At 32.6% G+C, this 26,645-nt stretch carries 21 protein-coding genes, 1 tRNA gene and 1 pseudogene; 19 read left to right on the forward strand and 4 right to left on the reverse strand.

The window, feature by feature from the left end:
* Positions 1 to 2: 2 nt before the first annotated feature.
* On the reverse strand, positions 3 to 515 hold the full coding sequence (locus tag SM124_RS01360) for a YjcG family protein (RefSeq protein WP_322444689.1): 513 nt from the start codon (positions 513 to 515) through the stop codon (positions 3 to 5).
* A gap of 229 nt (positions 516 to 744) precedes the next feature.
* Positions 745 to 1,467, reverse strand: a complete 723-nt coding sequence (locus SM124_RS01365) for an alpha/beta hydrolase (protein WP_322444690.1) — start codon at positions 1,465 to 1,467, stop codon at positions 745 to 747.
* Positions 1,468 to 1,703: 236 nt separating this feature from the next.
* Between SM124_RS01365 and SM124_RS01370 the strand changes: the two genes are divergently transcribed.
* From SM124_RS01370 to SM124_RS01385, 4 genes are all read left to right on the forward strand, one after another.
* On the forward strand, positions 1,704 to 2,237 hold the full coding sequence (locus SM124_RS01370) for a phosphatidylglycerophosphatase A family protein (protein WP_322444691.1): 534 nt from the start codon (positions 1,704 to 1,706) through the stop codon (positions 2,235 to 2,237).
* 204 nt (positions 2,238 to 2,441) lie between these two features.
* Complete coding sequence (locus SM124_RS01375; protein WP_322444692.1) at positions 2,442 to 3,434, forward strand: TAXI family TRAP transporter solute-binding subunit; 993 nt, start codon at positions 2,442 to 2,444, stop codon at positions 3,432 to 3,434.
* A 181-nt stretch (positions 3,435 to 3,615) separates the two neighbouring features.
* The gene (locus SM124_RS01380; RefSeq protein WP_322444693.1) at positions 3,616 to 4,140 is read left to right on the forward strand and encodes a DUF1850 domain-containing protein; all 525 of its coding nucleotides are present in this window, start codon (positions 3,616 to 3,618) and stop codon (positions 4,138 to 4,140) included.
* Between the two features lie 10 nt (positions 4,141 to 4,150).
* A complete protein-coding gene (locus tag SM124_RS01385) occupies positions 4,151 to 6,088 on the forward strand; it encodes a TRAP transporter permease (RefSeq protein ID WP_407691367.1) in 1,938 nt (645 codons plus the stop codon).
* Positions 6,089 to 6,137: 49 nt separating this feature from the next.
* Here SM124_RS01385 and SM124_RS01390 read toward each other — a convergent pair whose 3' ends face one another.
* Positions 6,138 to 6,608 (reverse strand): GNAT family N-acetyltransferase, encoded by a 471-nt coding sequence (locus SM124_RS01390; protein ID WP_322444695.1) that lies wholly within the window; start codon positions 6,606 to 6,608, stop codon positions 6,138 to 6,140.
* Between the two features lie 93 nt (positions 6,609 to 6,701).
* On the reverse strand, positions 6,702 to 6,923 hold the full coding sequence (locus tag SM124_RS01395) for a hypothetical protein (protein ID WP_322444696.1): 222 nt from the start codon (positions 6,921 to 6,923) through the stop codon (positions 6,702 to 6,704).
* Between the two features lie 463 nt (positions 6,924 to 7,386).
* Between SM124_RS01395 and SM124_RS01400 the strand changes: the two genes are divergently transcribed.
* The 15 genes and pseudogenes from SM124_RS01400 (at position 7,387) to SM124_RS01470 (ending at position 26,419) form a co-directional block, all read left to right on the forward strand.
* Entirely contained in the window at positions 7,387 to 9,909 is a 2,523-nt protein-coding gene (locus SM124_RS01400) for an SH3 domain-containing protein (protein WP_322444697.1), read from the forward strand.
* A gap of 379 nt (positions 9,910 to 10,288) precedes the next feature.
* On the forward strand, positions 10,289 to 12,565 hold the full coding sequence (locus tag SM124_RS01405; protein WP_322444698.1) for an SH3 domain-containing protein: 2,277 nt from the start codon (positions 10,289 to 10,291) through the stop codon (positions 12,563 to 12,565).
* 134 nt (positions 12,566 to 12,699) lie between these two features.
* On the forward strand, positions 12,700 to 13,338 hold the full coding sequence (locus tag SM124_RS01410; RefSeq protein WP_322444699.1) for an ATP-binding cassette domain-containing protein: 639 nt from the start codon (positions 12,700 to 12,702) through the stop codon (positions 13,336 to 13,338).
* A gap of 108 nt (positions 13,339 to 13,446) precedes the next feature.
* Positions 13,447 to 13,518: transfer RNA gene (locus SM124_RS01415), tRNA-Val, on the forward strand.
* Between the two features lie 121 nt (positions 13,519 to 13,639).
* Entirely contained in the window at positions 13,640 to 14,557 is a 918-nt protein-coding gene (locus SM124_RS01420; protein WP_322444700.1) for a tyrosine-type recombinase/integrase, read from the forward strand.
* Positions 14,558 to 14,715: 158 nt separating this feature from the next.
* Positions 14,716 to 16,938, forward strand: a complete 2,223-nt coding sequence (locus tag SM124_RS01425; protein ID WP_322444701.1) for a hypothetical protein — start codon at positions 14,716 to 14,718, stop codon at positions 16,936 to 16,938.
* 1,071 nt (positions 16,939 to 18,009) lie between these two features.
* Positions 18,010 to 19,278 (forward strand): ankyrin repeat domain-containing protein, encoded by a 1,269-nt coding sequence (locus SM124_RS01430; RefSeq protein WP_322444702.1) that lies wholly within the window; start codon positions 18,010 to 18,012, stop codon positions 19,276 to 19,278.
* A gap of 214 nt (positions 19,279 to 19,492) precedes the next feature.
* The gene (locus tag SM124_RS01435) at positions 19,493 to 20,071 is read left to right on the forward strand and encodes a recombinase family protein (RefSeq protein WP_322444703.1); all 579 of its coding nucleotides are present in this window, start codon (positions 19,493 to 19,495) and stop codon (positions 20,069 to 20,071) included.
* Between the two features lie 265 nt (positions 20,072 to 20,336).
* On the forward strand, positions 20,337 to 20,513 hold the full coding sequence (locus SM124_RS01440) for a hypothetical protein (protein ID WP_322444704.1): 177 nt from the start codon (positions 20,337 to 20,339) through the stop codon (positions 20,511 to 20,513).
* A gap of 416 nt (positions 20,514 to 20,929) precedes the next feature.
* Positions 20,930 to 22,681 carry a DNA/RNA helicase domain-containing protein gene (locus SM124_RS01445; protein ID WP_322444705.1) on the forward strand — a complete coding sequence of 584 codons (1,752 nt, stop codon included), beginning with the start codon at positions 20,930 to 20,932 and terminating at the stop codon, positions 22,679 to 22,681.
* A gap of 243 nt (positions 22,682 to 22,924) precedes the next feature.
* On the forward strand, positions 22,925 to 23,260 hold the full coding sequence (locus SM124_RS01450) for a nucleotide pyrophosphohydrolase (protein WP_407691365.1): 336 nt from the start codon (positions 22,925 to 22,927) through the stop codon (positions 23,258 to 23,260).
* Positions 23,261 to 23,283: 23 nt separating this feature from the next.
* Positions 23,284 to 23,361, forward strand: a pseudogene (locus tag SM124_RS01455) (excalibur calcium-binding domain-containing protein); the annotation flags it as partial.
* Between the two features lie 465 nt (positions 23,362 to 23,826).
* Positions 23,827 to 24,381 carry a hypothetical protein gene (locus SM124_RS01460; protein ID WP_322444706.1) on the forward strand — a complete coding sequence of 185 codons (555 nt, stop codon included), beginning with the start codon at positions 23,827 to 23,829 and terminating at the stop codon, positions 24,379 to 24,381.
* 111 nt (positions 24,382 to 24,492) lie between these two features.
* Positions 24,493 to 25,278, forward strand: a complete 786-nt coding sequence (locus tag SM124_RS01465) for an SH3 domain-containing protein (protein WP_322444707.1) — start codon at positions 24,493 to 24,495, stop codon at positions 25,276 to 25,278.
* A gap of 283 nt (positions 25,279 to 25,561) precedes the next feature.
* Positions 25,562 to 26,419, forward strand: coding sequence for an alpha/beta hydrolase (locus tag SM124_RS01470; protein WP_322444708.1), 858 nt, complete (start codon positions 25,562 to 25,564; stop codon positions 26,417 to 26,419).
* The last annotated feature ends 226 nt before the right edge of the window (positions 26,420 to 26,645 follow it).

The raw sequence follows: 26,645 nt of genomic DNA on the forward strand, positions 1-26,645 counted from the left end.
ACTTATTCCTTTCCAAAACGAAATGTTTCGTAGACAGTCCAAGAGCCGTTTTCTAATTGATATAAAAGGTGGAAGCGGTCAACAACCTCTTCGTGATTAACCATTTGCATTCGAATGGACCCATAAACATCTGAATGCTCATCATTAGAAAGTTTCTGTCCAACTGTAATATGAGGAACGAAGGAATACTCTGAAGTTTCTCCGATTTGTAAAGCATCAATTGCCTCATGAATATCTTGTAATTCTTGAGTTGGCTCAACCTTTAAATAAATGACATTGTTTACTGGTTGAAATGAACTAAACTTAGGGACATTGATATGAAGTGGATTGAATCTTTTCGCAACTCCATGTAATTTCTCTGCAATCTCCTTAATTTGTTCCTCAGAAACGTCAAATGGTCCTTTTAACGTTAAATGCGGTGGAATTAAGGCATAATGTGGATCATATCGCTTTCGGTAAGAATTCGCTAAGTCTTGCAGTTTTTTTGATGGAAAAATAACAATTCCAAATTTCATAGCAATACCTCCAATTACTATCATTTTTAACTCTAATAAGCCCATGTAAAAAGTTATTAAATATTATAACAAATTTTCAAAAAATATTATATTAATTATACTCTTATATCATTTTAAAAAGCACGGGTTCTTATGACTAATTTGTAATTTTTTCCTAGTCCTTACTAGGCAAATCCCTTAGTAGTGTTATCTAACGTATCTATACGCATACACCAATATATTAATCACCCTAGAACATTTGCTTAAGAGCACGTTTTAAATCTGGTTGCCAATATGTCCAAGTATGATTTCCATCGAACTCTTCATAGAAATATGGAAACCCTTTATCTTTAAAAATTTTGGATAACTCACGATTTGGTGTTAAGAAATCCTTGTTCTGATCAGTAGAAGTTTTAACTTCTGTTTCTTCCTTCCCGATTACGTGGTAAACAGAAACGAGGTGAGGTTGATTAAACTTAGTTATATTAGATATCACGTTTTCATTTACGTATGGTGATTGAAGAATCACTTTACCAAATGTATGTGGATATTCAAGTGCTGTCATTAATGAGACGGTTGCAGCAAGTGAGTCACCGATTAAGGCTCTGCCCATTCCCATTTGGTAGGTCGGGAATTCCTGGTCCAAGAATGGAACGAGTTCATGAGCAAGGAAACGTATGTATGCTCCGTGTTGATCCCCTTTAGGATGATATTTACGGCGGCGATCTTCAATGTTTTTATAAGGCACACCTATAATAATGGTGTTCTCCATTTCTTTATTTTGTATTAGTTCATCTGCTAGACGTCCAATTCTTCCTAATTGGAAGTAATCGCGTCCATCTGAAGCTATCAATAAAGAGTATTTATATAAAGGTGAAAAATTAGCAGGAAGGTAAACGAGTATTTGAATATCCTCTTGTAATTCCTTACTATGAATGGTTAAATCTTTAATCGATCCCTTTGTGTATTCCATTTTTAATTCCTCCAGAAAGGTTATAGAAAAATACCTAAAGTTGTATTCCAGTTTGTACTGGCTTTTAACACTTTTTAACAAGATTGTAACATATGTGTGGGAGAAATGCCTTTTTTCCATACTAAATACACCTTACTAATGAACTGTATGTTATAATATGGTATTTACTGTGTTACATTTTAGCGGCCAAATTATATAGAAGAAAAACGGATTATTTAAGGGAGAGATATTTAGAGATGAAACGTGTACATAGTCAACTAGTAACTGAAGCTGCGAAATCAGCATTAGTAGAACGAGGAGTATCTATAGAAGCAATCGCTGAGATTGTCTATGAAATGCAAATTCCATATAATAAAAATCTGACTTTATTTGATTGCATTGAGAGTGTAGAAAAGGTTCTACTCAAGAGAGAGCTTCAACACGCTATTTTAGTTGGGGTAGAATTAGACAAGCTTGCTGAACAAAAGAAATTATCAGAACCACTTCAATCCATTGTAGAATCAGATGAGGGACTATTTGGTGTAGACGAAACCATTGCATTTGGAGCAGCACTTGGTTACGGAAGTATTGCCGTTACTACATTCGGCCATTTAGATAAAAATAAGATTGGGATTATTAAGGATTTGGACACAAAACGAGGGGATAAGGTACATACATTCCTGGACGATTTAGTAGGAGCAATAGCCGCAACCGCTGCTGCTAGGATTGCACACCGCATACGTGATATAGAAGAAGCGCAGGAAACAGAAGCGGAAGTAGTTAATAGTTAAAATAGCATTTACATTATTAGCTGGGAAAAGGTGTTAGTCATACGGTAAATGCATAATTTATGTATAAAAGTCCCATCATTATACATATAGTAAGAGCTACTAAAGTAACTTTTTCATATAAAATCAGTAGATTTGACAATTTACTAATATGTTGTGATAGAATAAAATACGTAAGTCTGTAACTTTATAAAAGGGGGAATTGTCATGAAAAAGAAAAGTTTTCTATTAACGACAATCTTACTGTTAACGCTTTCAATGGTTCTTGCAGCATGTGGCGGCGGAACTGACAAAAAAGAAGGCGGCGGAGCAGAGGGTGGAGAAAAACCGAAATTCATCAGCATCGTAACTGGTGGTACGGGTGGTACATATTATCCATTAGGTGGTTCATTTGCTTCTATCGTTCAAGATGCAACTGGCATCGACACGAATGCTGAAACATCTGGTGCATCTGCAGAAAACATGAACACGTTAAAAGATGGTAAAGCAGAAATTGCTTTCTCGCAAACTGATATCGCATCATATGCAAAAAATGGAGAGTTAATGTTTGAAGGTAGTAAAGTGGAAAATGTTCAAGCAATTGGAACACTTTATCCTGAAACAATCCAAATTGTTACAACTAAAAAATCTGGTATTACTTCAGTAGCAGATTTAAAAGGTAAGAAAGTTTCTATTGGGGCTCCTGGTTCAGGTACAGCAGCAAACGCACAGCAAATCTTAGAAGTACATGGAATTACATTTGATGATATTCAAAGACAAGATCTTTCATTTGATGAGTCTGTAGCTGGAATCCAAGACGGTACAATTGACGCAGCATTCGTTACTGCTGGTACGCCAACTGGTGCAGTAGAAGGTTTATCTGCAACTACAGAAGTAGTAATCCTTCCAATCGAGCAAGACAAAATCGATGAACTACTTGGTAAATATCCATTCTACATTCAAGATGAAGTACCTTCTGGAACTTACGGTCTAGCTAGTGCTGTTCCTACAGTAGCGGTTCAAGCTATGTTAGTAGTAAGAGATGATCTTTCTGAAGATGTAGTATATGACATTACTAAAGCTATTTTTGAAAATTTAAATAAAGTAACTCATGCTAAAGGTGCTTTAATTAGTGCTGAAAAAGCTCTAAATGGTGTTGGTATTGAAGTACACCCAGGAGCTCAAAAATACTATGATGAAAAAGGTATTAAAGCTGAGTAATCGTTAAAGTTTTAGCTGGATATGACCGGTGTAGCCCTTGTATAGGTAGCTTACACCGGTCAAATTCAATTTTAAGAGGTTTTTTTCAGAACTTTTTAAACTTATTTTGTAGATTTTTCTTTGTTCCACGAAGTATTGGTGTTAAATAAACCAATCCTTAATATATTTAGGCGGGGTTTACATGAGAAAGAAAATTTATTGTAAATGGACTATTTTGTTACCCCTCATCCTTACAATCATCGCAATCTTGTTTTTCATTCCTTATAAACAAGCACTAGTTTTTCAATATCAAAACACTGAGGAAGTGCTTGTCTATCTCCCTTTCTCAAAGGATTATGAATTTAAAATTAAATACACACACTCCATCCATTTGTCAGATGTGGTGGAGTACTTTACAATAAATGATAAAAGCCAAATGAAACTATACGAGCTCGAATATGAAGATTTTGCAATAGGAATGCCAGAAAACGCTTCTGGTGATGAGATTTTCGAGCAAAAAAATGGGAAATATTATATAAAAAATATGAACCGTGAGTTTGATTCCATTGATATGAGAATTGGCCAAGTAAAAGCAAACCATACTCTCATCTATAAGAATGGAGAATTTCCGCTTAAAAAAGTTATAAAACCAGGAACATGGGTACGTATGAAAGTAGAAAAAATCAATCTTTTTGAACAAATGAAAGGAGTGAGCTTACTTGAGTAAAAATGGAGAAATGTTATCTCAGGAAGAACAGCAAAAATTACTTGAAAAATATGATCCAGAAGCCGGTACTAGGAAGTTAAAAGGTATACTTGGTTGGGTTGTTTTTTTAGGTTTATTATCATTTTCCCTTTTCCAATTGTACACAGGAATATTTGGAATGCTAACCGCTCAGTTGCAACGCTCGATTCACTTAGGGTTTGCTTTAGCACTAGTATTCTTACTATTTCCTGCTCGTAAGAAGGACCGTGGCAAAAAACATAAAGTAGCATGGTATGATATTATTTTAGCAATTTTAGCAATTGGTGTGGGTGCCTACTGGCCGTTAATGATTGATGAATTAGTCATGAGGGTAGGACGATTAACGGAATTAGATTTTTATGTTGGTTTAACTGCGATTATATTAGTATTAGAAGCTACTCGTCGTGCTGTAGGTTTGCCAATTACAATAATAGCTGCTGTTTTCTTGGGCTATGCTTATTTCGGACCTTACATGCCGGGCTTCCTTGCCCATCGTGGATTAGAGCTTGACCGAATTGTACAAACAATGTTCTTTACAACAGAAGGAATATTAGGAACTCCACTAGGGGTATCCGCTACATTTATATTCCTATTCTTGTTGTTTGGTTCTTTCTTAGTAAAAACAGGCGTTGGACAATATTTTAATGATCTAGCTGTTTCAATCGCTGGACGAAGTGTTGGCGGCCCGGCGAAAGTAGCCATTTTCTCTAGTGCCCTACAAGGTACGATTAGTGGAAGTTCTGTTGCCAATGTTGTAACTTCGGGATCTTTTACTATTCCAATGATGAAAAAACTGGGTTATAGAAAAGAATTTGCTGGTGGAGTAGAGGCAGCTGCTTCTACAGGTGGACAGCTTATGCCACCAATTATGGGTGCTGCAGCATTCTTAATGGTTGAGTTTATTGGTGGTATCACATATTGGGAAATTGCTAAAGCGGCTGCAATCCCGGCTTTACTTTATTTCACTGGAATTTGGATTATGACTCACTTCGAAGCAAAGAAAATTGGTTTACGTGGATTATCCAAAGAAGAAATGCCAAACCGAAAAGAAGTACTAAAACAAATATATTTATTGACTCCAATTCTGGCTGTTATCGTGTTATTAGTTTCTGGAATGAGTGTTACAAGAGCCGCATTATGGTCCATTGTAATTACCATTTTAGTAAGTGCCATTCGTAAAGAAACTAGAATTGGTTTTAAAGGAATGATTGAGGCACTAGTTGATGGTGCAAGAACAGCGCTAGGAGTTGCAGCTGCTACTGCTGCAGCCGGAATTATTGTTGGTGTTGTAACAAAAACAGGTCTAGGTTTAAAGCTAGCAAATGGATTGTTAGACCTTGCAGGTGGAGCATTAATTCCTACATTAATGTTAACGATGGTAGCTGCTATAGTGTTAGGTATGGGTTCACCTACAACAGCGAACTACGTTATTACATCAACTATTGCTGCACCAGCCATCATTTTGTTAGGGGTACCTGATTTATCAGCACACTTATTCGTATTCTATTTTGGTATTATTGCTGACATTACACCTCCTGTTGCCTTGGCGGCATTTGCAGCAGCAGGAGTTTCAGGAGGAGAACCAATTAAAACAGGGGTTGATGCTGCTAAACTTGCCATAGCTGCATTCATCATTCCTTATATGTTCGTTTTATCACCTGAATTATTAATGATTGATACAACATGGACTTATTTAATTTGGATCATATTCACAGCACTAGCTGGAATGACCGCAATTGGTGCTGGTGTTATCGGTTATTGGATGAGAAAGCTACATTGGTCGGAGAGGTTATTAGGAATTGCCGGTGGATTGTTACTCATTTATCCGGAAGGTTTCTCAGATATCATTGGTTTAATCATCTTTATTGCAATGATTGTACTTCAGTATGTCATTAAAGGGGATAAACCAAAAGCACAAACAGCGAACTAAAAAAGTAAATATGTTTTAAAGAAGCTTGAGGAAAACTCCTCAAGCTTCTTTATTTTCTAATCATGGTTAAAAACTCAGCAGAGTCTGTAGAAAATTCACTTTGTTTAACAAACCCAAGCTTCTCATACAAACGTATTGCTCTTTTGTTAAAGGATGCCACCGTAAGTCGAATGGGAATATCTTTATTTGATTCTTCTAATTGGCCTAGAAAGAATGTGCAGAAATCATACCCATTGCCTTTTCCTACAAGATTAGGGTCCATACCAAGACCAATATCGATAAAGGGATCATCATAGACACCATACTGTTTCCCCGTAGGGACTTGTGCTGATAGACCCGTGCAGAAAAAACCAATTAGAGCTTCTTTTTCATCGATTACAGCGCGATAAGAACCATTCATTAGCTCTTTCAACGACTCCTCTGTCACTTCATTATTATAAAAGTCATAAGGTTTATCATACTTCCAATAAAGAATTTGTGTAGCGAGATTTTCAGTCATCTCATTGACGGCCAATAGCATAATACATAATCAACCTTTCTACCTTAAATTGTCATTTTAAGTTTATCATATTGATATTTAAGTAGAAATGGCTTTTCGATCTTGAAAAATAGCTTAACCAAGATTTCTTCTATAATTTGTTAGCGGCATTAGCGATAGGATATTTTCTATTTTAAACAGGCGTGTTTGTTTTCGTAAATGGCAATATGCACGGATGGTGAACTCATTTATTTCCCTGACTATAATCCTTCTTTGAGTAATTTGGTTACTTGATGAAAGATAAATCATTTCAAGGGGAAGGTTTTCCTCTACTGAACGAAGGAATAATCTTTTCATTTAACCACTTCCTTACTAAGGAGTAAATTAATATCTTACTCTTATTATATGCGAACATTAGTTCTTTATACAATATTTTTACGAATGTTTGTTCTGTTTTTTGTATTTAAGGAAATACGGCTCTGTAAATTTGACATTTTTATAGATATAATGAAAAATATGTCATTTAGTAGGACTATTTGCGTGAGTTTCTTATAAAGTATTTAGGACCTAATTTTCATAACCGATATTAGGAATATAGGAGATATTCTTCAGAAGGTAATAAATTATCAGCTTTTAAAGATAGATTACGTTCTTACTCTTAGCGACTAGTTTACTTCGCTAAACAAGGGCTCTCGCGCTTTTCTATGTGGAGGTAGGTGTAATCTGCTTCTAACATACTAATCTATTTGTCTTTAGGATAAAAGTCGGTCATCAGTGATTATGTGTGTATTTGATAAGAAGCAAGAAAGGTGTGAATGATATGAAAAAAGTGGGGAAATCTGTCATTTTAACAACGGGTATTCTACTAGGGGGGACTCTATCTTCAATTTTTCCAGTAGGATTAAACCAAGTTGAAGCAGCAAGCGAGCAGATTAAGTTTAGTGTAACCTCTTATGAAACTACTACGAATTTGAATTTAAGAGCAGGTGCAGGAACTCAACATAAGCTACTATTGACCATTCCTAAAGGAAAAACAGTGACTTCCACTGAGAAATTGGGTAGTTGGTATAAGGTAACATATAAATATAAGGTAAATGGATCGGATGTTTTAAAAACAGGATGGGTTTCAGAATTATATTTAAAGAAAGTAAAACCAACAGCTGGAGTAGCTTCAAGCAGTACTGAAAAGTTTACAAGTACGAAATTTAAAACTACTGCTGGTTTAAATTTACGCACAGGAGCAAGTACGAAAAATAAAACCATTCTAACCATTCCTAAGGGGAAAGTTATTTCAAGTAAAGAAAAGAAAGGTAATTGGTTTAAAGTTTCCTATACTTACACTTTTAAAGGTAAAAGTGTTACGAGTACGGGTTGGGTTAGTGGAACGTATCTGAAAGAATACTACAAGACATCTACTGTTAGTGAAACATATTACTTTACTAAAAAGTCTTCAAACTTATACCCAAGTCCAGACACAAAGAGAAAATCGTTGGTTAATATTGAAAAGGATAATGGTTTTTTAACGAAACAAAAGGTTGTCAATAGTATTGGTCAGACTTGGTATAAAGTTTCATTTAATGGAGCTAATTACTATATTCGTAGTACGGATGTTAGCAAAAAAACAAAACAGTCGTTTCAAGTAATGAGCCTCCAAGCTAGTGAAGATACCTTTCTCTATCAATCTTTTGGTAAGGTACACGGTAAAATCAGTAGCATTCCAAAGGGGACGATCCTTACTACGCAAAAAAGTATCGGGGACTGGTTTGAAGTAGAGTTCAATGGACAAGCAGGGTATATTTATAAGGGAAATGTTCAAACTTATTCAAAATATAATGAGGAGACGATATTAATCGTTAAAAATTATGTAGCGATAGCGGATGTACTTTTAAGAGATGTTCCTAATGATAGTGCCAACCCTTTAGTAACGATACCAAACGGGTCAAAATTAATCCCTACTCACCAAACGGAAAATGGTTGGTTAAAGGTTCAATACGAAGGGAAAATTGGTTATGTACACCCATCTTATTTAGAGGAAGTTGAGGGACCGGTTAATCCTACAGAACCACCAAAGGATTTTACCGAGGCATCTATTCCGGCCAAAACATATCTTGTCACTAGTAGTCTAGAAGTGAGACAAGCAGCTGATACTGCTACAAATAGTTTAATAGTATTACCGAAAAATACAATTGTAATTCCAACACATAAAACCTCAAATAACTGGTTTAAGGTAACTTACGGAGGAAAAACAGGATATGTCTCTGGAACTTCTATTCAAGAAGTTAAAACAGGTGATCCTCTAAACGGTAGAGAAGGGTATCAATTTATCGATTTACGTACGAAAGCACCTGTAATGGCATCCCAAATTGATCAGTATATTGCGAGTTATGTGAAATTAACTGGGAAAGCAAGTGTATTAACAGGTGCTGGGAAGTATTTTATTGAAGCAGGGAATAAATATGGCGTTAATGCCTTATATCTGGCTGCACATGCCATTCATGAAAGTGCTCATGGTACTTCAGAGCTTTCATTCGGTAAGAATAATTTCTTTGGTTTTGGTGCTTATGACTCAGCTCCATATTTGTCAGCACAACGTTTTCCTGATGTCCAATCAAATATTGAGTTCATTGCTCGAGAAATGAAAGCAACTTATTTAAATTCAAAGAATTGGAAATACAACGGAACATACCTAGGTTTTACTACAAAATCAATGGATAATAAGAGAATTGACTCATATAGTGAGGGCATGAATTTTTACTATGCAACGGATGAGAATTGGGGTAAAAAGATTGCTAAACATATGGAGAACATGCTTCCATTCGATAAAGCCTATTACACAAATGCATCAGTTGATACAACTGTTCCGTCAGCACCAGCAGTTCCAAGTGGAAGTGATATTTTTGCAGCCGATATTACAGCAACCGCTAAAACAGATCTTATCCTTCATAGCAAAAAGGGAACGAAGGATTCTGTAGGCAGGATAGTAAAAGACTCAAAGTTTACTATACATGAAAAAACGAATGATTTTTGGGTTCGTGTTAGTGTGGAAGGTAAGGAATACTGGATAAGTGATATTAAATTCTATGAATATCAAAAGTATTTATCGGTCCATAATCTTGGTAGAGTATACAATACTTCAACCCTAAATGTACGTTCAACACCAAATATACCTTCAAATAATGAAAACTTAATTGGTTCCCTTCCTCTTAACACCTATGTTCATATCGTTTTACAAAAAGATGGAACATTAAAGATGGATAGTACGAAAAAGTGGTATGAGATTAAGCTTAACGATGGCTCGACTGCATGGGTTAGTTCTTCATATATTAATAGAGAGCTTAAATAGATTAACAAATAGCTGATAAAAGGCTTTGTCCTTTTATTGGCTTTTTTTGTATGATTTTAATATAAAGGAAGGAAAAGGAGATACAGGAATTTATTCTTATTCGAGCTTAACAGGTTACTCTAAAAAGTGCTTAGCTAAATAACTATACCTAGAAAAAATTGTATAATTTATCTCATAAAAGTGTTGTTTGAAGAAACATTATACGAACATTGTCGTTATTTGCTCTATAAACCTTTAAATCTATATTATTTTGTAAGATAATAGGAAAGGTGCATAATGAAAGACTATGGAGGTGTTGCGATGGTCCCTGTTACTAATACTATTCTGACGATGGAACTTTGAGACGCTACGGTAATAGGAATGTAAAGGGTGTGAATGCATGATGAAAAATTTGTTAAAATCAGTCGTATTAACGACCAGCTTGACCATGGGGATAACAGCAGCAACAACTGGATTGGTAGGCATTCAGTCAGTTGAAGCAGCTACAACAGTAAAAATCTCCAAAACAGCTTACCAAACAACAGATAATTTGAATCTGCGAAAGGGAGCTGGCACAAATTATAGTAGAATACTTACGATCCCTAAAGGGAAAACGATCTATGCCACAGAAAGAAAAGGTACTTGGTATAAGGTATCTTATACCTACAAGTCAAACAACAAATCAGTTACAAAAACAGGTTGGGTTAGCGGTTCTTACATAAAAAAGAAAAGTACAAGCAGTGCCTCAACCAAAGCTAGTTCGACAACAACTATTAAAAAGACAACCTTTCAAACTACGGTAAACTTGAGAATGCGTACAGGGCCTAGTACGAATTACAAACAAGTCTATGTCATTCCAAAAGGGAAGACAGTTACTTCAAAAGAAAAAAAGGGTACTTGGTACAAAGTTTCTTATACGTATAAATCAAACGGTAAAAGTGTAACAAAAACGGGCTGGGTAAGCGGTAAGTATATTAAGGAATACTACAAGTATACGAGTACTAGCTCTGCTTACTATTGGACCAACAAACCTACTAAACTATATTCTACTCCGGATAGGAAAAAGCAGGCCCTAGCAAGTGTAGGTACTAACAACGGATATAGGTCTACTCAACAAGTCGTCAATTCTCTCGGAGAAACATGGTACCGAGTAACATATAACGGTAAAAATGCTTATGTCTACAGTAAAGATGTAAACAAATATTCAACTAAAAAGATTGATCAGACAAAATTAACTGCTACCGAAGATACATATGTATATGCATCTTATGGAAGAGGTTCAAAAAAATTAACCAAGGTTACAGAAGGTGATACATTTACTTCAACCTATATGGTCGGCAAATGGTATAAAGTTTCATTGAAGGGTGACACAGGATACGTTTTCAAAAGTGAATTTAAGGCTACTGAAATGGAAGTATTAAAAGAGGAAGAAATCGCTAGTAAAACACATATCGTTGATGTGAACCTGAACTTAAGAAAGTCTCCAAACGAAGATGCTACTATTCTTGGTACAATTCCAGCTTATAAAATAGTATTTCCTACTCACAAGGTATCTAACGGTTGGTATAAACTAACTTATGGTGGGAAAACAGGTTATGTTTCAGGAGATTATATTCAAGAAGTTAAAACGGGGAATCCATTAACTACTAAAAAAAGCTATCAGTTCATTGATTTAAGAACAAAATCACCTGTAAAGGCGTCACAAATTAATAATTACATTGAGAAATATGTTGAATTAACAGGCAAGAAGAGTGTATTAACAGATAAAGGCCAAGTATTTATTGATGCGGGTAATAAATATGGTGTTAATCCATTATTCTTAGCAGCACATGCTATTCATGAAAGTGCTTATGGTACATCAGCTATTTCACTAGGCAAATACAATTTATTTGGCTTTGCAGCTTATGATGCAGCACCATATGTTTCTGCTTATCGTTTCAAAAATGTTGATGCAAACATTGAATATATTGCTAGAGAGTTAAAAGCTACTTATCTAAATTCTAGCAACTGGAAGCATAACGGATATCACCTAGGATTTACAACAAAGACAATGAAGAATGCTAGAATAAACGAAGCTAGTGAAGGGATGAACTTCTATTATGCTAGTGATCAAAATTGGGGTAAGGCTATTGCAGCACATATGCAAAAAATGCTTCCATATGATCACAGCTATTATAGTAAAGCTGAACCTAATACAACCGTTTATACATCACCATCCATTCCATCTGGAAGTGACAAGTTCCCAGAAGAAATTTTAGCCGTTGCTAAGCAAAGCCTAACTCTAAAAGAGAAAAAAGGAAGTAGCACGACCGTTAAAACGATTAAAAAGGGAACTGAGTTTTTCATTGCTGAAAAGACAAATGATTTCTGGGTAAAAATAGTCTTAGAAGACGAAGTGTATTGGACAAATGATATAAAACTACACCAATATAAAGAATATCTTTCTGTCATCAATCTTGGAAGATCTAAAACGGAAGCATTAAACGTCCGTGAAAAAGCAACGACAGCGAACAATACGCCAATAAATAAGATAAAAATGAATCAGTATGTTCACATCGTACTGAACAAAGATAACAAGCCTACAATGGATAGCTCAAAAACATGGTATAAAGTAGAATTACCTGATGGGACTAAGGGTTGGGTAAGTGCTCAATATATAGCATTAGAGCTAAAATAATTTGAAAGCACTACTCTTAAACGGAGTAGTGCTTTTTAGTGTTAATAATTTAGTATCTATGAGATGTAATATTATCCATTTTTAAAATTAAATGATAAAATAGAGAAAATATATTATATTTCTAGAGGAATTATATGAGTAAAATTGTATTTGAAGCTGTAAATGCTGAGAAAGTAGTGGAAGGTTTTCCAATATTAAAAAATATAAACTTACAAATTAGAGCTGGTGAGGTAATCGCTATTGTAGGTGCAAATGGTTCTGGTAAAAACAGTCTTTTGAACCTGATAGGAGCCATCTATGATCAAACCAGTGGTGTGGTAAATCGTTATGCAAAAAAAATTGGTTACGTTCCAATGAATTTACCTGATAGCATTGAATTTAAAGTGGAGGAATACCTATCTTTAGTGGGGAGAATGAGTGGTAGGGCTATTAAAACACTTGTTAAAGATATTCATCATTATGCGGATATTTTTAAGATTACTCCTGATTTAGTCTCTACTTTGTCTTCGTGCTCGAAATGTACGAAACATAAAGTCTGTATCATACAAGTACTTCTAAATAATCCTAAAATTCTCTTATTAGACGAACCTTTTTCGTTTATCGAAAAAGAATTCCAATTTGAATTATTCCACCAGTTACTAAGTATTAAGGGGGATAAAACAATTGTCTTTACCGTTAGTGAGGAGCTAGTGTTTGATAAACATGTAGATAAGATTATTAATGTTAAAAATGGAGAGATTGTTTCCATTCAAGAGACTCAATTGAATCACTGAATTTTCATGTGAAGAAAAGTTGATTCTTTCTATATGGACGAGCGGGTCCTTAGATAGAGTTGACTTTTTTGTTATAATCAGTATAATTATTACATATTCATTAATTTAGATCTGATAGTTCAGTGGGAGAATACTTCCTTGACAGGGAAGGGGTCGGGGGTTCGAATCCCTCTCAGATCATAAACACAGTTGTATCAATGGTTGAAAGCAGTTTCACTACATTGAAAAGTAATGTGGTCGCAGACAAACCTATTACAACCCCGATAAACCACTTCACAAATTATGTGAGGTGGTTTTTTTTATGTTATTAAAGTTTGCAATTAATGACTTTCTAGACGACAGAGAGTTCAAAAATGTTACCCCTAATACTTTGAGTAATTACAAAAATATCTTAGGACAATTTCACGATTTTTGTGTTGAGAATGAAGTTGTAAATGTTGAAGATGTTACCCTTAATGTTGTTAAAAAGTTTATTCTCTTCTATCAGAAAAAAGGGAATAACGCTACTTCCACAAACTCAAAGCTTCAGCGGATTCGTGCCTTTTTTAATTTCATGATTGAAACAGAGGTTATACAAAAGAATCCTGCCAGTAAAATTTCAAAGGCAAAAGAAGATATTCGTATTGAAGTCTTTTCTGATTACCATATTAAGCAGATGTTGAATTATTACAGACGTATTAAACAGAGAGAGAAAGTGTTTTGGGCTTATAGAGACCATACTATCATTGTGATTTTACTAGGTACGGGAATTAGACTTTCTGAACTTACCTCATTAAAATGGGCAGACATTGATTTTGTAAATCAAACACTATCTGTTTTCGGGAAAAATAGGAAACTGGAGTCTATTCCTTTAGCAGAAAAAGTAATAAAAGAATTATCAGCATATAAAATTTACTGTGAGCAACAGTTCGGTACTGATAAAGTTAAATCCTTTGTTTTTACTGATAGAGACAATCAAGGATTAACAGCGAACGCAATTAAGTGTATGTTTAAACGATTATCTAAAATAATGAATTTTAAAGATGTTCGTTTATCTGCTCATACGTTTAGGCACACCTTTTGTCAAAAGTGTATACATGCAGGTATGTCTACATTCGCTATACAGAGATTAATGCGTCATAGTTCGATTGTTGTTACTGAAAAGTATGCGGCTATGTGGGGGAATGATCTAAAGGAACAAAACGAAAAATTTAATCCTCTTAACACACTCAATCTTTAGCTTATTTATGAGTGATTATTAATTTATGACCTCAGCTTACAGTAGGATAATTGTAGGCTGTTTTCTTTCAATTCGCTAATCTTATATCACTTTTATAAAATTAGGTGGTACAATATTCCTAATAACCTATTGTCAGTTGCTAGATGGAGAGGAATATAATGAGAACAATACAGTTAGTAAAGGATTTACAATATAATAAAAAATATGAAACAATTAATGGTCAATTAAATTATGACAATTATTCATATTACCTTGACAAACAAGACCGAATACTCTATGAAGCAGAAGAAGTATGTGAATTATCTGATCAAGGTATTCTAATTGTAGAAAATATTGTTGAAGGCTATAAACAATTATTCATAGAGAGAAAAATTATCCCAACAGAAGCACAACTTAATTTTGCTAGGACTACTGCTAAAATTCTTATAGGGAAATTGAATAATAAGAGAACAGTACCAGTAATTCCTGCTCCTTGTGGATTTGGAAAAAGCACTATTACCTACGTCTTTTTAAGAGAAGTGTGCAAAGCAATGAGCAATGGATTAATTACAGAAGGGTTAATTATTGTAACTGACAAATTAAGTGAACTAAAAAAAACTCATTCTGATTTAGAGAAAGAAATCGGATTTTATAAAATAGAAAAAACAGAGAACGGTAAAGAACTTGAAACTTCTTTTACATATGTGTTAGAGGGTTGGACTGATAGAAGTTTTGAGGAAGGAGTTTGCTTAAATAAAAAAGTTAAGTATTATAAAAATGGAATGTGTAGTAATGAAGAATGTTCATTTTATAAAGACTGTAAGATGTCTAAGCAAAGGACTATACAACAATTCTCACCAATACTTTTGATGACAAATGCTCGACTTGAAACATTTGGTGAAAGTATTAATCAGTATAACTATTACATTGATAAAGAGGGAAATAAGCAATCTAGAACAATGATTATTAATGACGAAAAACCCAAAATGATAAATAGTATTCGAGTTTCTATTCCACTAATAAATGATATAGAAAAAGAGTTATTTACCATTCCAGTTAAGAATGAGTCAGAGCAGAAAGAGAAAATTCAATTAATATCAAAATGGGACTATATAAGGTCAAGAATTAGGGACACTATAAATCTCTATTCTACTAGTTATGAGAGGTTTTTAGTTTCTAATATTAATGATGATGAAATACTATTAAATGATAATGATTTTATGTATCTTTGGAACAAGCTTATGAAGAATAGATATAAAAATGAATTGGAGCATATTCACACTGTATTAACAAAGGGTGGAATGTTTTGTGATTCAAAAAATAAGAACGGTATTTTTATAAGTACTATTTCAATGAAAGAAATTATTAATGAAGATTATAAAACTGTAATATTTGATGCTACAGCATTAGTTGATCCAGATTATTCAAGCGTGGGTGTTTATGAACAAATTATAAAGTACATTGATATTGAAAGTGTTAGAACTTTTGAGAATGTTACTTTTAATTTCTACCAAGCTCACAAAATCAATAAATCAACATTGAGAACTAAAGAGTATTTAACAGCAGCTTGTGTGAAATTTATAGAAACTATACCTAAAAATGTTATGACATATGTTGTTACCTATAATGAGGTTGCTCCTAAAATGCTAAAAAAATTAAAAGAAGGGAATAAAATCCTTATTAAAGGAAATGAGAATGAATACTGGGGTAATTCAAACAAAGTTGAACTAGTATCCTATGACGATGATACTTTATTTTATTTTGGTAATACAAAAGGAAGCAACAAAGCAAAAGATTGTTTGCAAATGGTTCAAATTGGATGGAATACACTACCTGATTACGAATATTCAATAAGATATCTTTGTACTAATTTCAGTCAGGAAAGAATGGATGACATCTTTCAAAAATGCTCAAAACCTGAAATAGCAGAGAGATTTTCAAAGTCTTTGGTTCATGGAGAAGATTACAAATTTGATAATCCTAATTTGTACCTTTTACAAAAATATTCAATGGTAACAGACTTTATCCAAGAAGTATTCAGAACAAAACTTAGAAATTATAATTTTAATGGTAAGGTAGAAATCCATTGTTTTCAGTCAGACTCAGTTTTAATTGGAATGGTTGAACAATTTTTTCCTAAATGTAATATTAACATTTTGTATAATGAATTAAGTTGCTTCCAAGAGGAAAAGGTTACTTCTAGGAAAAACGGTGACAAAGCAACACTATTGCTAAATTTTGTTAATAATTGGGAAATTGGTAACCAATATACCACTAAGGAAATATGCAAAGCAACGGGATTGACAACTAATGATATTGATAATTTAAAAAGAAAGAATACATTTTTTAAGGAAACGTTTGAAAAATATAAAGTCAAAAGAGGTATTTTTATTAAAAAATAATAGGTTAATAGTTATCGTATATTTTCTTATTATATAAATATAAAGGATTGTACGATAGCGACTTTTACAATTGAATTGTGTTTGTTATCGTTAACTTGGAAATGGATTTGGAATGGGGGTTTGGGGGAAATACCTAGCGTAAAGTTTTGAATGTTCTTCTCAAAACTGTCGCTTTCCCCCAAGGTCTAGTTTATGCTTTTACGCTACAATTTAGATTGACAGTAAAGTTATAGTTTGTATTTGTAGGGTATGAGCAATTAGTGCTTGTGTCCTTCTTTTATTTGTTCAGATAATAGGTCGACTTTTCATTTTAGAGGGAGGGGACAGGATTGTTCCCAAGAGTGTTGAATTGTATTAATTGAGAAATAATGTCTTCCAATTAAGAATGGCTGTTACGATACGATAGATGAATCAACTTAGGAGGATGCTAAGGTTTTTAATTCTTTATTTGTAGGGGTTTAGGATTCAATATCGATACTCTTTGCGAAAGATATGCTCGTAATATAAAAGTGCATTTCTCCTTTATATATTGCACTTTTATAGGATCAGTCGTGGTTTTATATGATGGTACTGGTTAATCAATAGGTTATGAGGATTTGCCATGTATAAGTGTGAGTGTTCATGCTATGTATTTAATACTTACTGAAATGTAATTTGAACTTTTTTGGAATTTACTCTTTGAAGCAAACACATTAAGAAAAAAATTTAACTCAATGGCTAAATGCTGATTTGCTGATTTAATCTTTTAACTCCTCTAAAAAAGTTGATAAGAATAAGACTTGTCGGTTTATTTCATAAAAGATATTCATGCCTTTGTAGAGGGTTTAATAGGTGATAATAGGCATGGTTAGAGGTTTGCTTCAACTGTCAGTCAGGGGTTATTGAAGAAAATAATGCAATAATGATCTTAATTTTTATTGAGAAATCCTCTATAAAAACTGAAAGAATTTCATATCAATAATCATTTCTTAAATTATGAAGTAAGTTTTATAAGAAAATATTTACAGTAATACTAAAGAATTGTATAACAATATATGTGGCAATTTGGAAGTATTAAGGGGACATGATGGTATGAATAAATTATTAGTATTGTTTTATTTAATTGTGATTGGAGCATTAGTTGGTTGTGTTTCTACTGGAACGTCGAACCCAACACAATTAACTCCTGAAAAAATAATAGAACAGAAAGATATAAAAGCTGGTATAGAGTACATACAAAAACAAAAAAAAATAGCTAATAATCAGGACTTGTTAGATGTGTATAGTTTTATGTTAGAAGAAGAGTCCATTGAATTTTCCGAATTCATAGCAACCTTTATTGTTGAAGGGCTGTTTAGTCCAGATAATTCTAATATTCTTTCACATATTAATTTATTGAAACAACTAAATAATTCTTTTGGGGAAATCGAGAGTTTAGTAAAAGTTTATGATGAAAATAACAAACAGATTCAAAGTCAACAAAATAATTTGAAAGAATTGAAGGCACTAGAAAACAGTTTAAGAGATAATATCCCGTTTGAAGAAAACATAAAATTAGGTTGTTGTGGTATATATACTGAATATGCAATGCAACCAATTCAAAAAGTTTCATCTAATCAATATGTAATAGTACCAGCTAGGGGGTATGATGGTAAAAAGTCAGTCCTTTATACAAATACTACAGAATTAATCTCTAATAATGAAGTTATCATGGATATTCTTCATATAGGGGAAAGAAGTTTTAAAATGGAAAATGGTTTTAATGAAATGTTACCCGTGTTATATGAATTAACACCGGAATTAAGAGAAGATATAAGAGAACTTTTAAAAGCTTTGGAAGATATTCAGACTTTAGAGGCATCACTTAATTATCTAAGAAACCTAGTAGAATCTCAGAAGAAAGATATAAAAGTAAAAACAGAGAATTTAGTAGGCATTACAACAAATAGTAAGGAAACGTTAAAAATTAATAGCAATATAAAGGTTAATTTCGAAGATTTAGAACAAGCAGTTCTATACGATGTGGATGTAAACAAAGTTCAATGGTACTTGAAAACTTATAATGATATTGAAAAGCTATCAAAACTACTAAGGGATGTCACTTATTTAAGCACTGATCGAAACGGATACCTATACAATGAAATAGGAAAAATGTTAATTGATAAGGGTGCTGACCCAAACTATATAGATGAACAGGGTTACTCGCTACTTTCCCATACAGTTTATAGGCAAAATATCATCTTAACTAGGCAATTAATAGAAGCTGGTGCAGATAAATCATTTATTCAATCTGATGGAAAAAGTTTAATTGAAAGTGCGGAAGAAACTGAAAATGAAGAGCTAATTCAACTTTTTCAATAAAAAGATGAGGTAATTACCTTATCTTTTTTTTACTTCTCCTTGAAAATTTATACTAACAAGTGAGAAGTACAAACACTTTATTAAGGATTATATAACAAAGAGAGTGTCATAACTTAAAAGTATTGACACTGATTTATTGATACAGTATTCTCAAGGTATACAACGGTGTCATAACTTAGTGTCTTAAATATAAAGTGAAATGAGAGTGAATATCATGACAATTTACGGATATGCGAGGGTGTCCAGTAAAAACCAGTTAGACGGAAACAGTTTAGAACAACAAGAGAAAGAATTAAAGGAAAATGGTGCGACTGATATATATAAAGAACAATTTACTGGAACAAAAATAGATAGACCAGTATTTAATGAATTATTATCTAAACTAGAAAAAGGAGATACGTTAGTAGTAACAAAATTAGATAGATTTGCAAGAAGTATGACACAAGGAAGTGAATTGGTCAGTGAATTAATAGAAAAAGGGATAAGGGTGCATATTGTTAACATTGGAATTATGGACAATACACCCGCAAGTAAACTTATTAAAAACATATTTTTTTCATTTGCAGAGTTTGAAAGAGATATGATTGTTGAGCGTACTCAAGAGGGGAAAGCTGTTGCTCGACAACGTGAGGATTTTAGAGAAGGTAGACCAAATGTATATAGTAGGAAACAAATTGAACACGCTTTAGGTTTACTAGAAACCAATTCTTACAAACAAGTTGAAGATATGACAGGTATTAGTAAGAGTACATTAATTAGAGCTAAGAGAAAACGAATACAAAAAAACATGTAGTTTAGTTTTTCGACTAAATTAAATTCGATTTTTTTTGTAGTACCAGAAGGTGTGTCGAAGATTCTACATTGTTTATTAAGTAGTTATATTTAACAATAAAACCACATAATTGGTTTGTTTTATCTAATAATATTGGTTGCAAACTTTTACCAAACATAAGATATTACGTGGAAATTCAAATAGCTTTATAAAATTATTATGACTAAACATATAGAAATCTTTATAGTATAATTTAGCCATAAAAGGGAATAGGAGGTAGATAGGTATGGAATGTAAAAATTGTAATAGAGAGATGGCACTAATTATAGAAGAAGATGGATATAGACAATGGGAGTGTAGGGGTATAGACCAATTTGAAACAGATGAAAATTGTGGTACATATTTAGAACAGAGAGAAGAGAATGGTTGGAAAAAAGAATGGAGAAAAACTAAAGATAGATAATGTGTCCATTCAGGAGGGATATATTCTCTCCTCTTTTTATGGATTATGGGACTAACTGTATTAAAAACAATTTATAAAGTTAGTAGGCAGAAAGATGGTTACATAGGATATTAGTAGGGTTGCACCTGTTAATCCCGATTTTGATTTAATGGGATACTTAAATGCTATAACTACAAGTTGCAAAAACGCTAATAGTGGGCAGTAAATTTATTAGTCCTCAAACTATAGATAAGTGAGAGAATTTAGCACTTAAGATAGAAATAATGGATTATAAAAAAACTTAATGGAATCTTAGTAGACTGTTAAAAGGGGTATGACACTATTTATTAGATACAATATAGGTAAAATAGTTGGTTAGTTCTATGGGAGAGACCTATTTTGTAATTAATATTAAATTTTATTATGGGGGATTAAAAATGAGGGAAAGAGTATTTGCAAAGGACAATTTTAATGCCTTTGATTTTTCTATTGAAGATTTAAAAAATGGAAATATAGATTCTGAGTATATCGATGAAATTGCTAGTAAAACGTGTGTGTATATTCAATATACCTCAGATAAGAAGAAATATTACATAGGTGAATCTGATCAATATTTAATTAAAGGAAGTAAAAAAGGTCGTTTTTATGAACACCTTCAAGAAGACGATAGTGTAGCTGGAAATATAACTTTCAATATGTTTGATAGGGTATTAATAATTAACAGTCGATTTCTTAAAGGAAATGGTAAGGTTTTAGAAACAAAGTTATTAAAATATATTGATACAGAGTTTAAGGTAATCAGTGGTAGGACATTAGTGAATAAAAGAATAAATCAGCCGCATGCAGAAGAATTATCTCAAGATATAGAATTGAAATTATTTCCGGAATTATGGGTATTTTTGAAGGAGAAGGATTTTGTTAAAAACGATTTAACAGAGGTTGAAAAAAATCCGATAAAATATTACTCTCCTTTTGGTAAATCATTCGATGATATTCAGAAGAAATCTATTGAAAGAGTAATAGAAATTGGTCAACTTACTAGTAATGAAAGTCGATTTTTAATAAAAGGTGAGCCAGGAACTGGTAAAACATTTATAGTTGCTACTGCTGTAATTGAATTAATAAGATTAGGTAAGAAGGTTGCGATAATAGTTAATCAGTCTTCTATGTCAAAAATATATAAGGAATTATTTAACTTAATTCCAAGTTCTAAAAAACCGTTTATTGGTTCCTTAGCTACTTTTGAAAATAACCTTAAAAATAACCACATTGTATTAAGTGATTTTTCAATGATAATTGTTGATGAAGCCCATAGGTTAAAACAATCACAAGGAAAACATAACTACTTACCGGGTACTTATGTATTAGATAGGAATAACATGGAATTAACTGAATTAGATGTCATTGAAAGATACGGTCTAAATATTATTCTAATGTATGATGAATTCCAATTGATTAGAGACAGCGATATAGATATTCAGAGATTCAAAGAACGTGTTAGAGGTTACGAAGAAATAGAATTGGAAGTTCAATATAGAATACAGTCTACAAATATCTCTGCAGAGAATTATACAAAGGGTTTGAGAAATCTACTCCAGTTAGAAGATGTTAAATATGACAATTCAATATTCGGTAATGGGTATAATTTTAAAATTGTGAATTCTTTATCCGAATTAGTAGACTATATAAAGCAAAAGACAAATTCAAGTAATAAGAATGCAAGATTATTAAGTGGATTTTATAAAGAATGGATCTCTAAAGGAACAGATGCATTTGAATGGAGGGAGGCAATATATGGAGTAAATCTCAAATGGAATACACCTAATGATAAGTTAGGAAAGAAGAATTGGCTTACTTATACTTCAGAGAGAGAACTACAATTTAAAGAGGTAGGATGTATCCATATAGCTCAAGGTATGGATTTGGATTTCGCTGGGGTTATAATTGGCAAAGATTTAGACGTTATAACAGATACTAATGGAGAAGAGATATTAGTTGCTAATAGAAAAAACTACTTTGACACTAATGGTATTCCTATTAATGGAACAGATGTAAATAATGAGAGATTAACGGAATATATAAAGAAAGTATATTATATTTTATTAACTAGGGGGATTTATGGTACAGCTGCATACTTTGAAAACCCTCAAGTTAAAGAGTACTTTCAAAAAAAACTATTTGACCAATAAAGAGTAAAGTAGTATAAAACGATAAAAGTGTAAGGCACATTAATTATTAATGTGCTTTTCTAGTCTCCTATAAAACACAGAGACCTCAAAAGGGAATTAATCAATAATAATACTTTACTGTCATTAGTAGTATTATTGCAAAATGAAAACAGGGAATTTGAGAGTTTTCCTAACGATTCTAATAATAACTCTTATTAACTTCTATTAAATGGCATTTAAATAATAAACGAAATAGGTGTAATAATGGAAATAAGAGAACTAACGAATAAAGTAATTCAATTTAGAGATAACCGTCACTGGAAACAATTCCATAACCCAAAGGATTTAGCGATATCGTTATCACTTGAAGCAAGTGAATTATTGGAGAATTTTCAATGGAAAAGTAGTAATGAAGCAGTGGAAACAAAAATTGAAAATATAAAAGATGAACTTGCTGATATACTTATATACAGTATGTTATTAGCGAATGAACTAAATTTAGATATAAATGATATTGTTTCCAAAAAGATTGAAAAGAACGAAGTGAAGTATCCTATTGAAAAAGCGTATGGTGTAAATACTAAATATAAAGACCTATAGGAATTCTTTGCATTTTCTAATTAAATGGAGTTCCTAACAGCCATCCAGCATACAATGCAAAAATGGATCGTGACAAGGACGGTTATGCTTGTGAAAGATAAATATAATTAGTACATTGAGGTATGTCTATAAGGCATATCTTTTTATATCCTTTCAAACTAATTTAAAGCATGCTACAGACGTGTAAGACCTTCAGGTAGTTACCCTATAATCTTAACGTATAGCGGTTGAGGAATGAAATGATAAGCAGAATCGACGTTGAATTGATTCTATTAGTAACATATCTTACTTGAATGCATATAAGCGTCATAGAGAAGACGTTATTTATTAAAATATTATATTGTTTTAATAGGCTTGATGGCTTAGAGCAAATCTGAAAATTAAATAGGGGGCAAAAAACAACATTGTGGTATGTCTATTCACTGCAAAAACTTAGAGCAGTTTAGGGAACACCGACGGAGTAATTTTGAGTTTATACGATATATTATTAAATTGACACACTTAAGAATGGGATAATTTGCTATTATTAAGTAGTTCTTATTAACTAGTAAAAGGGAGGAGAATAAATGATGAATAAAAATTTATTTAAAAACATCATTGCAGTAGTAGTTCTACTAAGTGTTTTATTACAAATGACAACTTCTTCATCTTCAGCAGCAACCAAAAGGGAAACGAAGAGTTTTTTAAGGGACAGAACATTGGTATATACATATCAGTATTTCGACGGAAATAGTAAAAGTTATGAAAGCTTTAGATTTTCCTATGAGGAAAACAAGTCTTATAACTGGTTTACCAAGGATGGGATTGAATTATGGGAATCCCAAACCAAAACCGAATATTTTCATGGTGGAGGTTATGGCGGAGGTCATTACATGAAGAGAAATGCTAGAGTAGGAGATAAAATATATTCGTATGGTTCTTCTGAAAAATACTATGATGGTAAAATAATAAGTGTAAATGCAAAGGTAAAAACGAAGGCAAAGGTCTTTACAAACTGTACAATTATTAGGGAACAAGATGGAGATAAGAGATATTATGCACCCGGACATGGCATAGTAAAAGAAGTCAATGCTAAAGGTGAAGTAGTAAAGCAGCTTTATTCTTTGAAAAAGGTCAATTAAGTTCAGCACGATGATAAAATAGACTTAATTAAAAAGAGCTACTTATATTGATGTTAATCGGATATCACCACCAATATTGAATGGTTCAAAAGAGTAATAAGGAGATAGTTTATGAAGAAAAGTATTGTTTTAAAACTTACGTTAGTACTTGTATTAATGATTAGCTTGTTTTTACCTTATTCAACTACAACAACCAATGCAGCAAGTAAAGAGACAGCAACAGTTAATGTAAAGGCAGCGGATGTTAGAGAAAAAGCATCAATTAAATCTAAGAAACTAGGAACGTTAAAAAAAGGAACAAAGGTAACTGTATACGAAAAAACAAAGAGTGGTTGGTCTAAGATCAATTATAAAAAGCAGTATGCGTATGTAGTAACGAAGAGTTTGGAGTTTACGAGTAAGAAACAAAAAGAAAGTTATTTAATGGATACTAAAAGAACTTATGTTTATAAACTAGGTATTGATAAAAATTACGTAACATTAAGTTATGGTAATAAAAATAAAAATGGATATAATCTTTGGACGGGTAAAGATATACGCCTAGAAACTCATGCAGAATGGGCAAAAGAAACATCAGAAGGTCTTTTTTTTGGATTGGGTGATATAAATGCCCCTAGAGAAGATGTTAAATATATTTCATATCCTATTAAAGTCGGTAAAACGTGGTCGAGTTTTGATCTTACTTTTCATATTAGTTCTATAAATAAGACTATTAAAACCCAAGCAGGTACATTTAAAAATGTTATCGAAGTAGAATGTTACGCTTATGATCATACAGATGATGAAGTGAAACATTTACAAACTTACTATTTTGCTAAGAATATAGGCATAATTAAATTAATAGACAGTGATAAAAATATGATTAGTGAACTAGTAAAAATAAGTGAATATGATTAAATTTATATGAGTAGCATGAATTGGCTACTCTTTTAGTTGTGTCTTTGAAACTAATTTAATGCGTGATACAAAAGAGACTAAAAAAAGAGTATGAGAGGGGGTAACATATCGGGGAGTATATTACACATTGGGTATATCTACCAATACAGCCAATTGTTATGCACTTCATGCCAAAGTAAGTAACGGAGCGGTTATGTTTAAGTGTTTAATAGTTACATTTAAGGGGTATTTTGGTAAAATATATTAGTTAAATATAATTAGTAAAAAGGAGAGGAAGTAACATATGAAAAATTTATGTATATTCCTATTATCTATTGTATTGTTTGTTAGTGGTCAAACCATCACTCATGCGGTAGACACCTCTAATCCAAAGCCTACAATATTGTTGCATGGTTTGAATGGAGGTTCGGATACTTATAAGGTAATGAAGAAATCATATGAAGATATTAACTATGCTGTAGGGGAAGTATTAGTCAACAAAAATGGAGGTATCAAAACGACTAAGGTTGCAAAGGTGACGAAAACAATTATTCATGGCCCTGGAAATGAAGATGGAAGGGGAGTAGTAACTCCACTAGTTGTTAGTGTAGTATTTGAAAATAATAAGGATTCCATAGCAAACCAGGCAAAATGGGTTAAAAAAGTTTTAACTGAAGTGAAAAAGACATATAGAACAAATAAAGTTGATATAATTGCTCATAGTATGGGTGGATTAACTGCTACAAAATATATCTTAGATACTGGTGGAAATGATATTGATACCTTAATCACGTTGGATTCTCCAATTCTGGGTTCAAAATTGCCTAGTTTTTTAAATGCCCTTAAGATAGTAAACAGAGATTTACGGGTGGCTATAAAATCAGCACAAGAAACATTCCCTTCTTTAGTAGACCTTCAAATAAACTCTAAAGCCATACAGGATCTTTATAAAAGAAGAAGTAAGTTTAATAAGAACATTAAAGTGATTAGTTGGGCAGCTACTAAGAATGATTTTAAGATAATTAATACCGTTTCTACAGGGAGTGCTCATGGATTACAGCATTTCACGAAGAATATAAAATTATTTGTCATGGATACTAATCATTCTGGGATTCACGATCTTCCAGCAGATCCATTACTAGCTTATTCAAGAGGTAATTAATATTATATTGATATTGGTGCTTGTATAAGGGCTTTTACAACTGATTAAATCTGTCAGGTTCTCCAGTCCTAAAGCAGTAATACAACAGGAAAGCAAACTGCCAATGACTATATTATGTAAAACAGCAGCATTACTAGGAATCTGATTACAATACTAATGCATTATTCCCTAAGATAACGATGGTGATAATGATTATGATCCTACCTGGAAAAAGAGAAAAGTGATT

Origin of the sequence: Robertmurraya mangrovi, from assembly GCF_034427655.1 — a bacterium.
GTDB classification, from domain to species: Bacteria; Bacillota; Bacilli; order Bacillales; family Cytobacillaceae; genus Robertmurraya_A; species Robertmurraya_A mangrovi.

Bases quoted from the DNA above. Each gene is read 5' to 3' on its own strand.
- SM124_RS01430 (WP_322444702.1), top strand. From the start codon at position 18,010: ATGAATAAATTATTAGTATTGTTTTATTTAATTGTGATTGGAGCATTA.
- SM124_RS01380 (WP_322444693.1), top strand. From the start codon at position 3,616: ATGAGAAAGAAAATTTATTGTAAATGGACTATTTTGTTACCCCTCATC.
- SM124_RS01450 (WP_407691365.1), top strand. From the start codon at position 22,925: ATGGAAATAAGAGAACTAACGAATAAAGTAATTCAATTTAGAGATAAC.
- SM124_RS01360 (WP_322444689.1), bottom strand. From the start codon at position 515: ATGAAATTTGGAATTGTTATTTTTCCATCAAAAAAACTGCAAGACTTA.
- SM124_RS01395 (WP_322444696.1), bottom strand. From the start codon at position 6,923: ATGAAAAGATTATTCCTTCGTTCAGTAGAGGAAAACCTTCCCCTTGAA.
- SM124_RS01385 (WP_407691367.1), top strand. From the start codon at position 4,151: ATGTTATCTCAGGAAGAACAGCAAAAATTACTTGAAAAATATGATCCA.
- SM124_RS01425 (WP_322444701.1), top strand. From the start codon at position 14,716: ATGAGAACAATACAGTTAGTAAAGGATTTACAATATAATAAAAAATAT.
- SM124_RS01440 (WP_322444704.1), top strand. From the start codon at position 20,337: ATGGAATGTAAAAATTGTAATAGAGAGATGGCACTAATTATAGAAGAA.
- SM124_RS01470 (WP_322444708.1), top strand. From the start codon at position 25,562: ATGAAAAATTTATGTATATTCCTATTATCTATTGTATTGTTTGTTAGT.
- SM124_RS01375 (WP_322444692.1), top strand. From the start codon at position 2,442: ATGAAAAAGAAAAGTTTTCTATTAACGACAATCTTACTGTTAACGCTT.
- SM124_RS01405 (WP_322444698.1), top strand. From the start codon at position 10,289: ATGATGAAAAATTTGTTAAAATCAGTCGTATTAACGACCAGCTTGACC.
- SM124_RS01365 (WP_322444690.1), bottom strand. From the start codon at position 1,467: ATGGAATACACAAAGGGATCGATTAAAGATTTAACCATTCATAGTAAG.
- SM124_RS01435 (WP_322444703.1), top strand. From the start codon at position 19,493: ATGACAATTTACGGATATGCGAGGGTGTCCAGTAAAAACCAGTTAGAC.
- SM124_RS01410 (WP_322444699.1), top strand. From the start codon at position 12,700: ATGAGTAAAATTGTATTTGAAGCTGTAAATGCTGAGAAAGTAGTGGAA.
- SM124_RS01400 (WP_322444697.1), top strand. From the start codon at position 7,387: ATGAAAAAAGTGGGGAAATCTGTCATTTTAACAACGGGTATTCTACTA.
- SM124_RS01420 (WP_322444700.1), top strand. From the start codon at position 13,640: ATGTTATTAAAGTTTGCAATTAATGACTTTCTAGACGACAGAGAGTTC.
- SM124_RS01390 (WP_322444695.1), bottom strand. From the start codon at position 6,608: ATGCTATTGGCCGTCAATGAGATGACTGAAAATCTCGCTACACAAATT.
- SM124_RS01445 (WP_322444705.1), top strand. From the start codon at position 20,930: ATGAGGGAAAGAGTATTTGCAAAGGACAATTTTAATGCCTTTGATTTT.
- SM124_RS01370 (WP_322444691.1), top strand. From the start codon at position 1,704: ATGAAACGTGTACATAGTCAACTAGTAACTGAAGCTGCGAAATCAGCA.
- SM124_RS01465 (WP_322444707.1), top strand. From the start codon at position 24,493: ATGAAGAAAAGTATTGTTTTAAAACTTACGTTAGTACTTGTATTAATG.
- SM124_RS01460 (WP_322444706.1), top strand. From the start codon at position 23,827: ATGATGAATAAAAATTTATTTAAAAACATCATTGCAGTAGTAGTTCTA.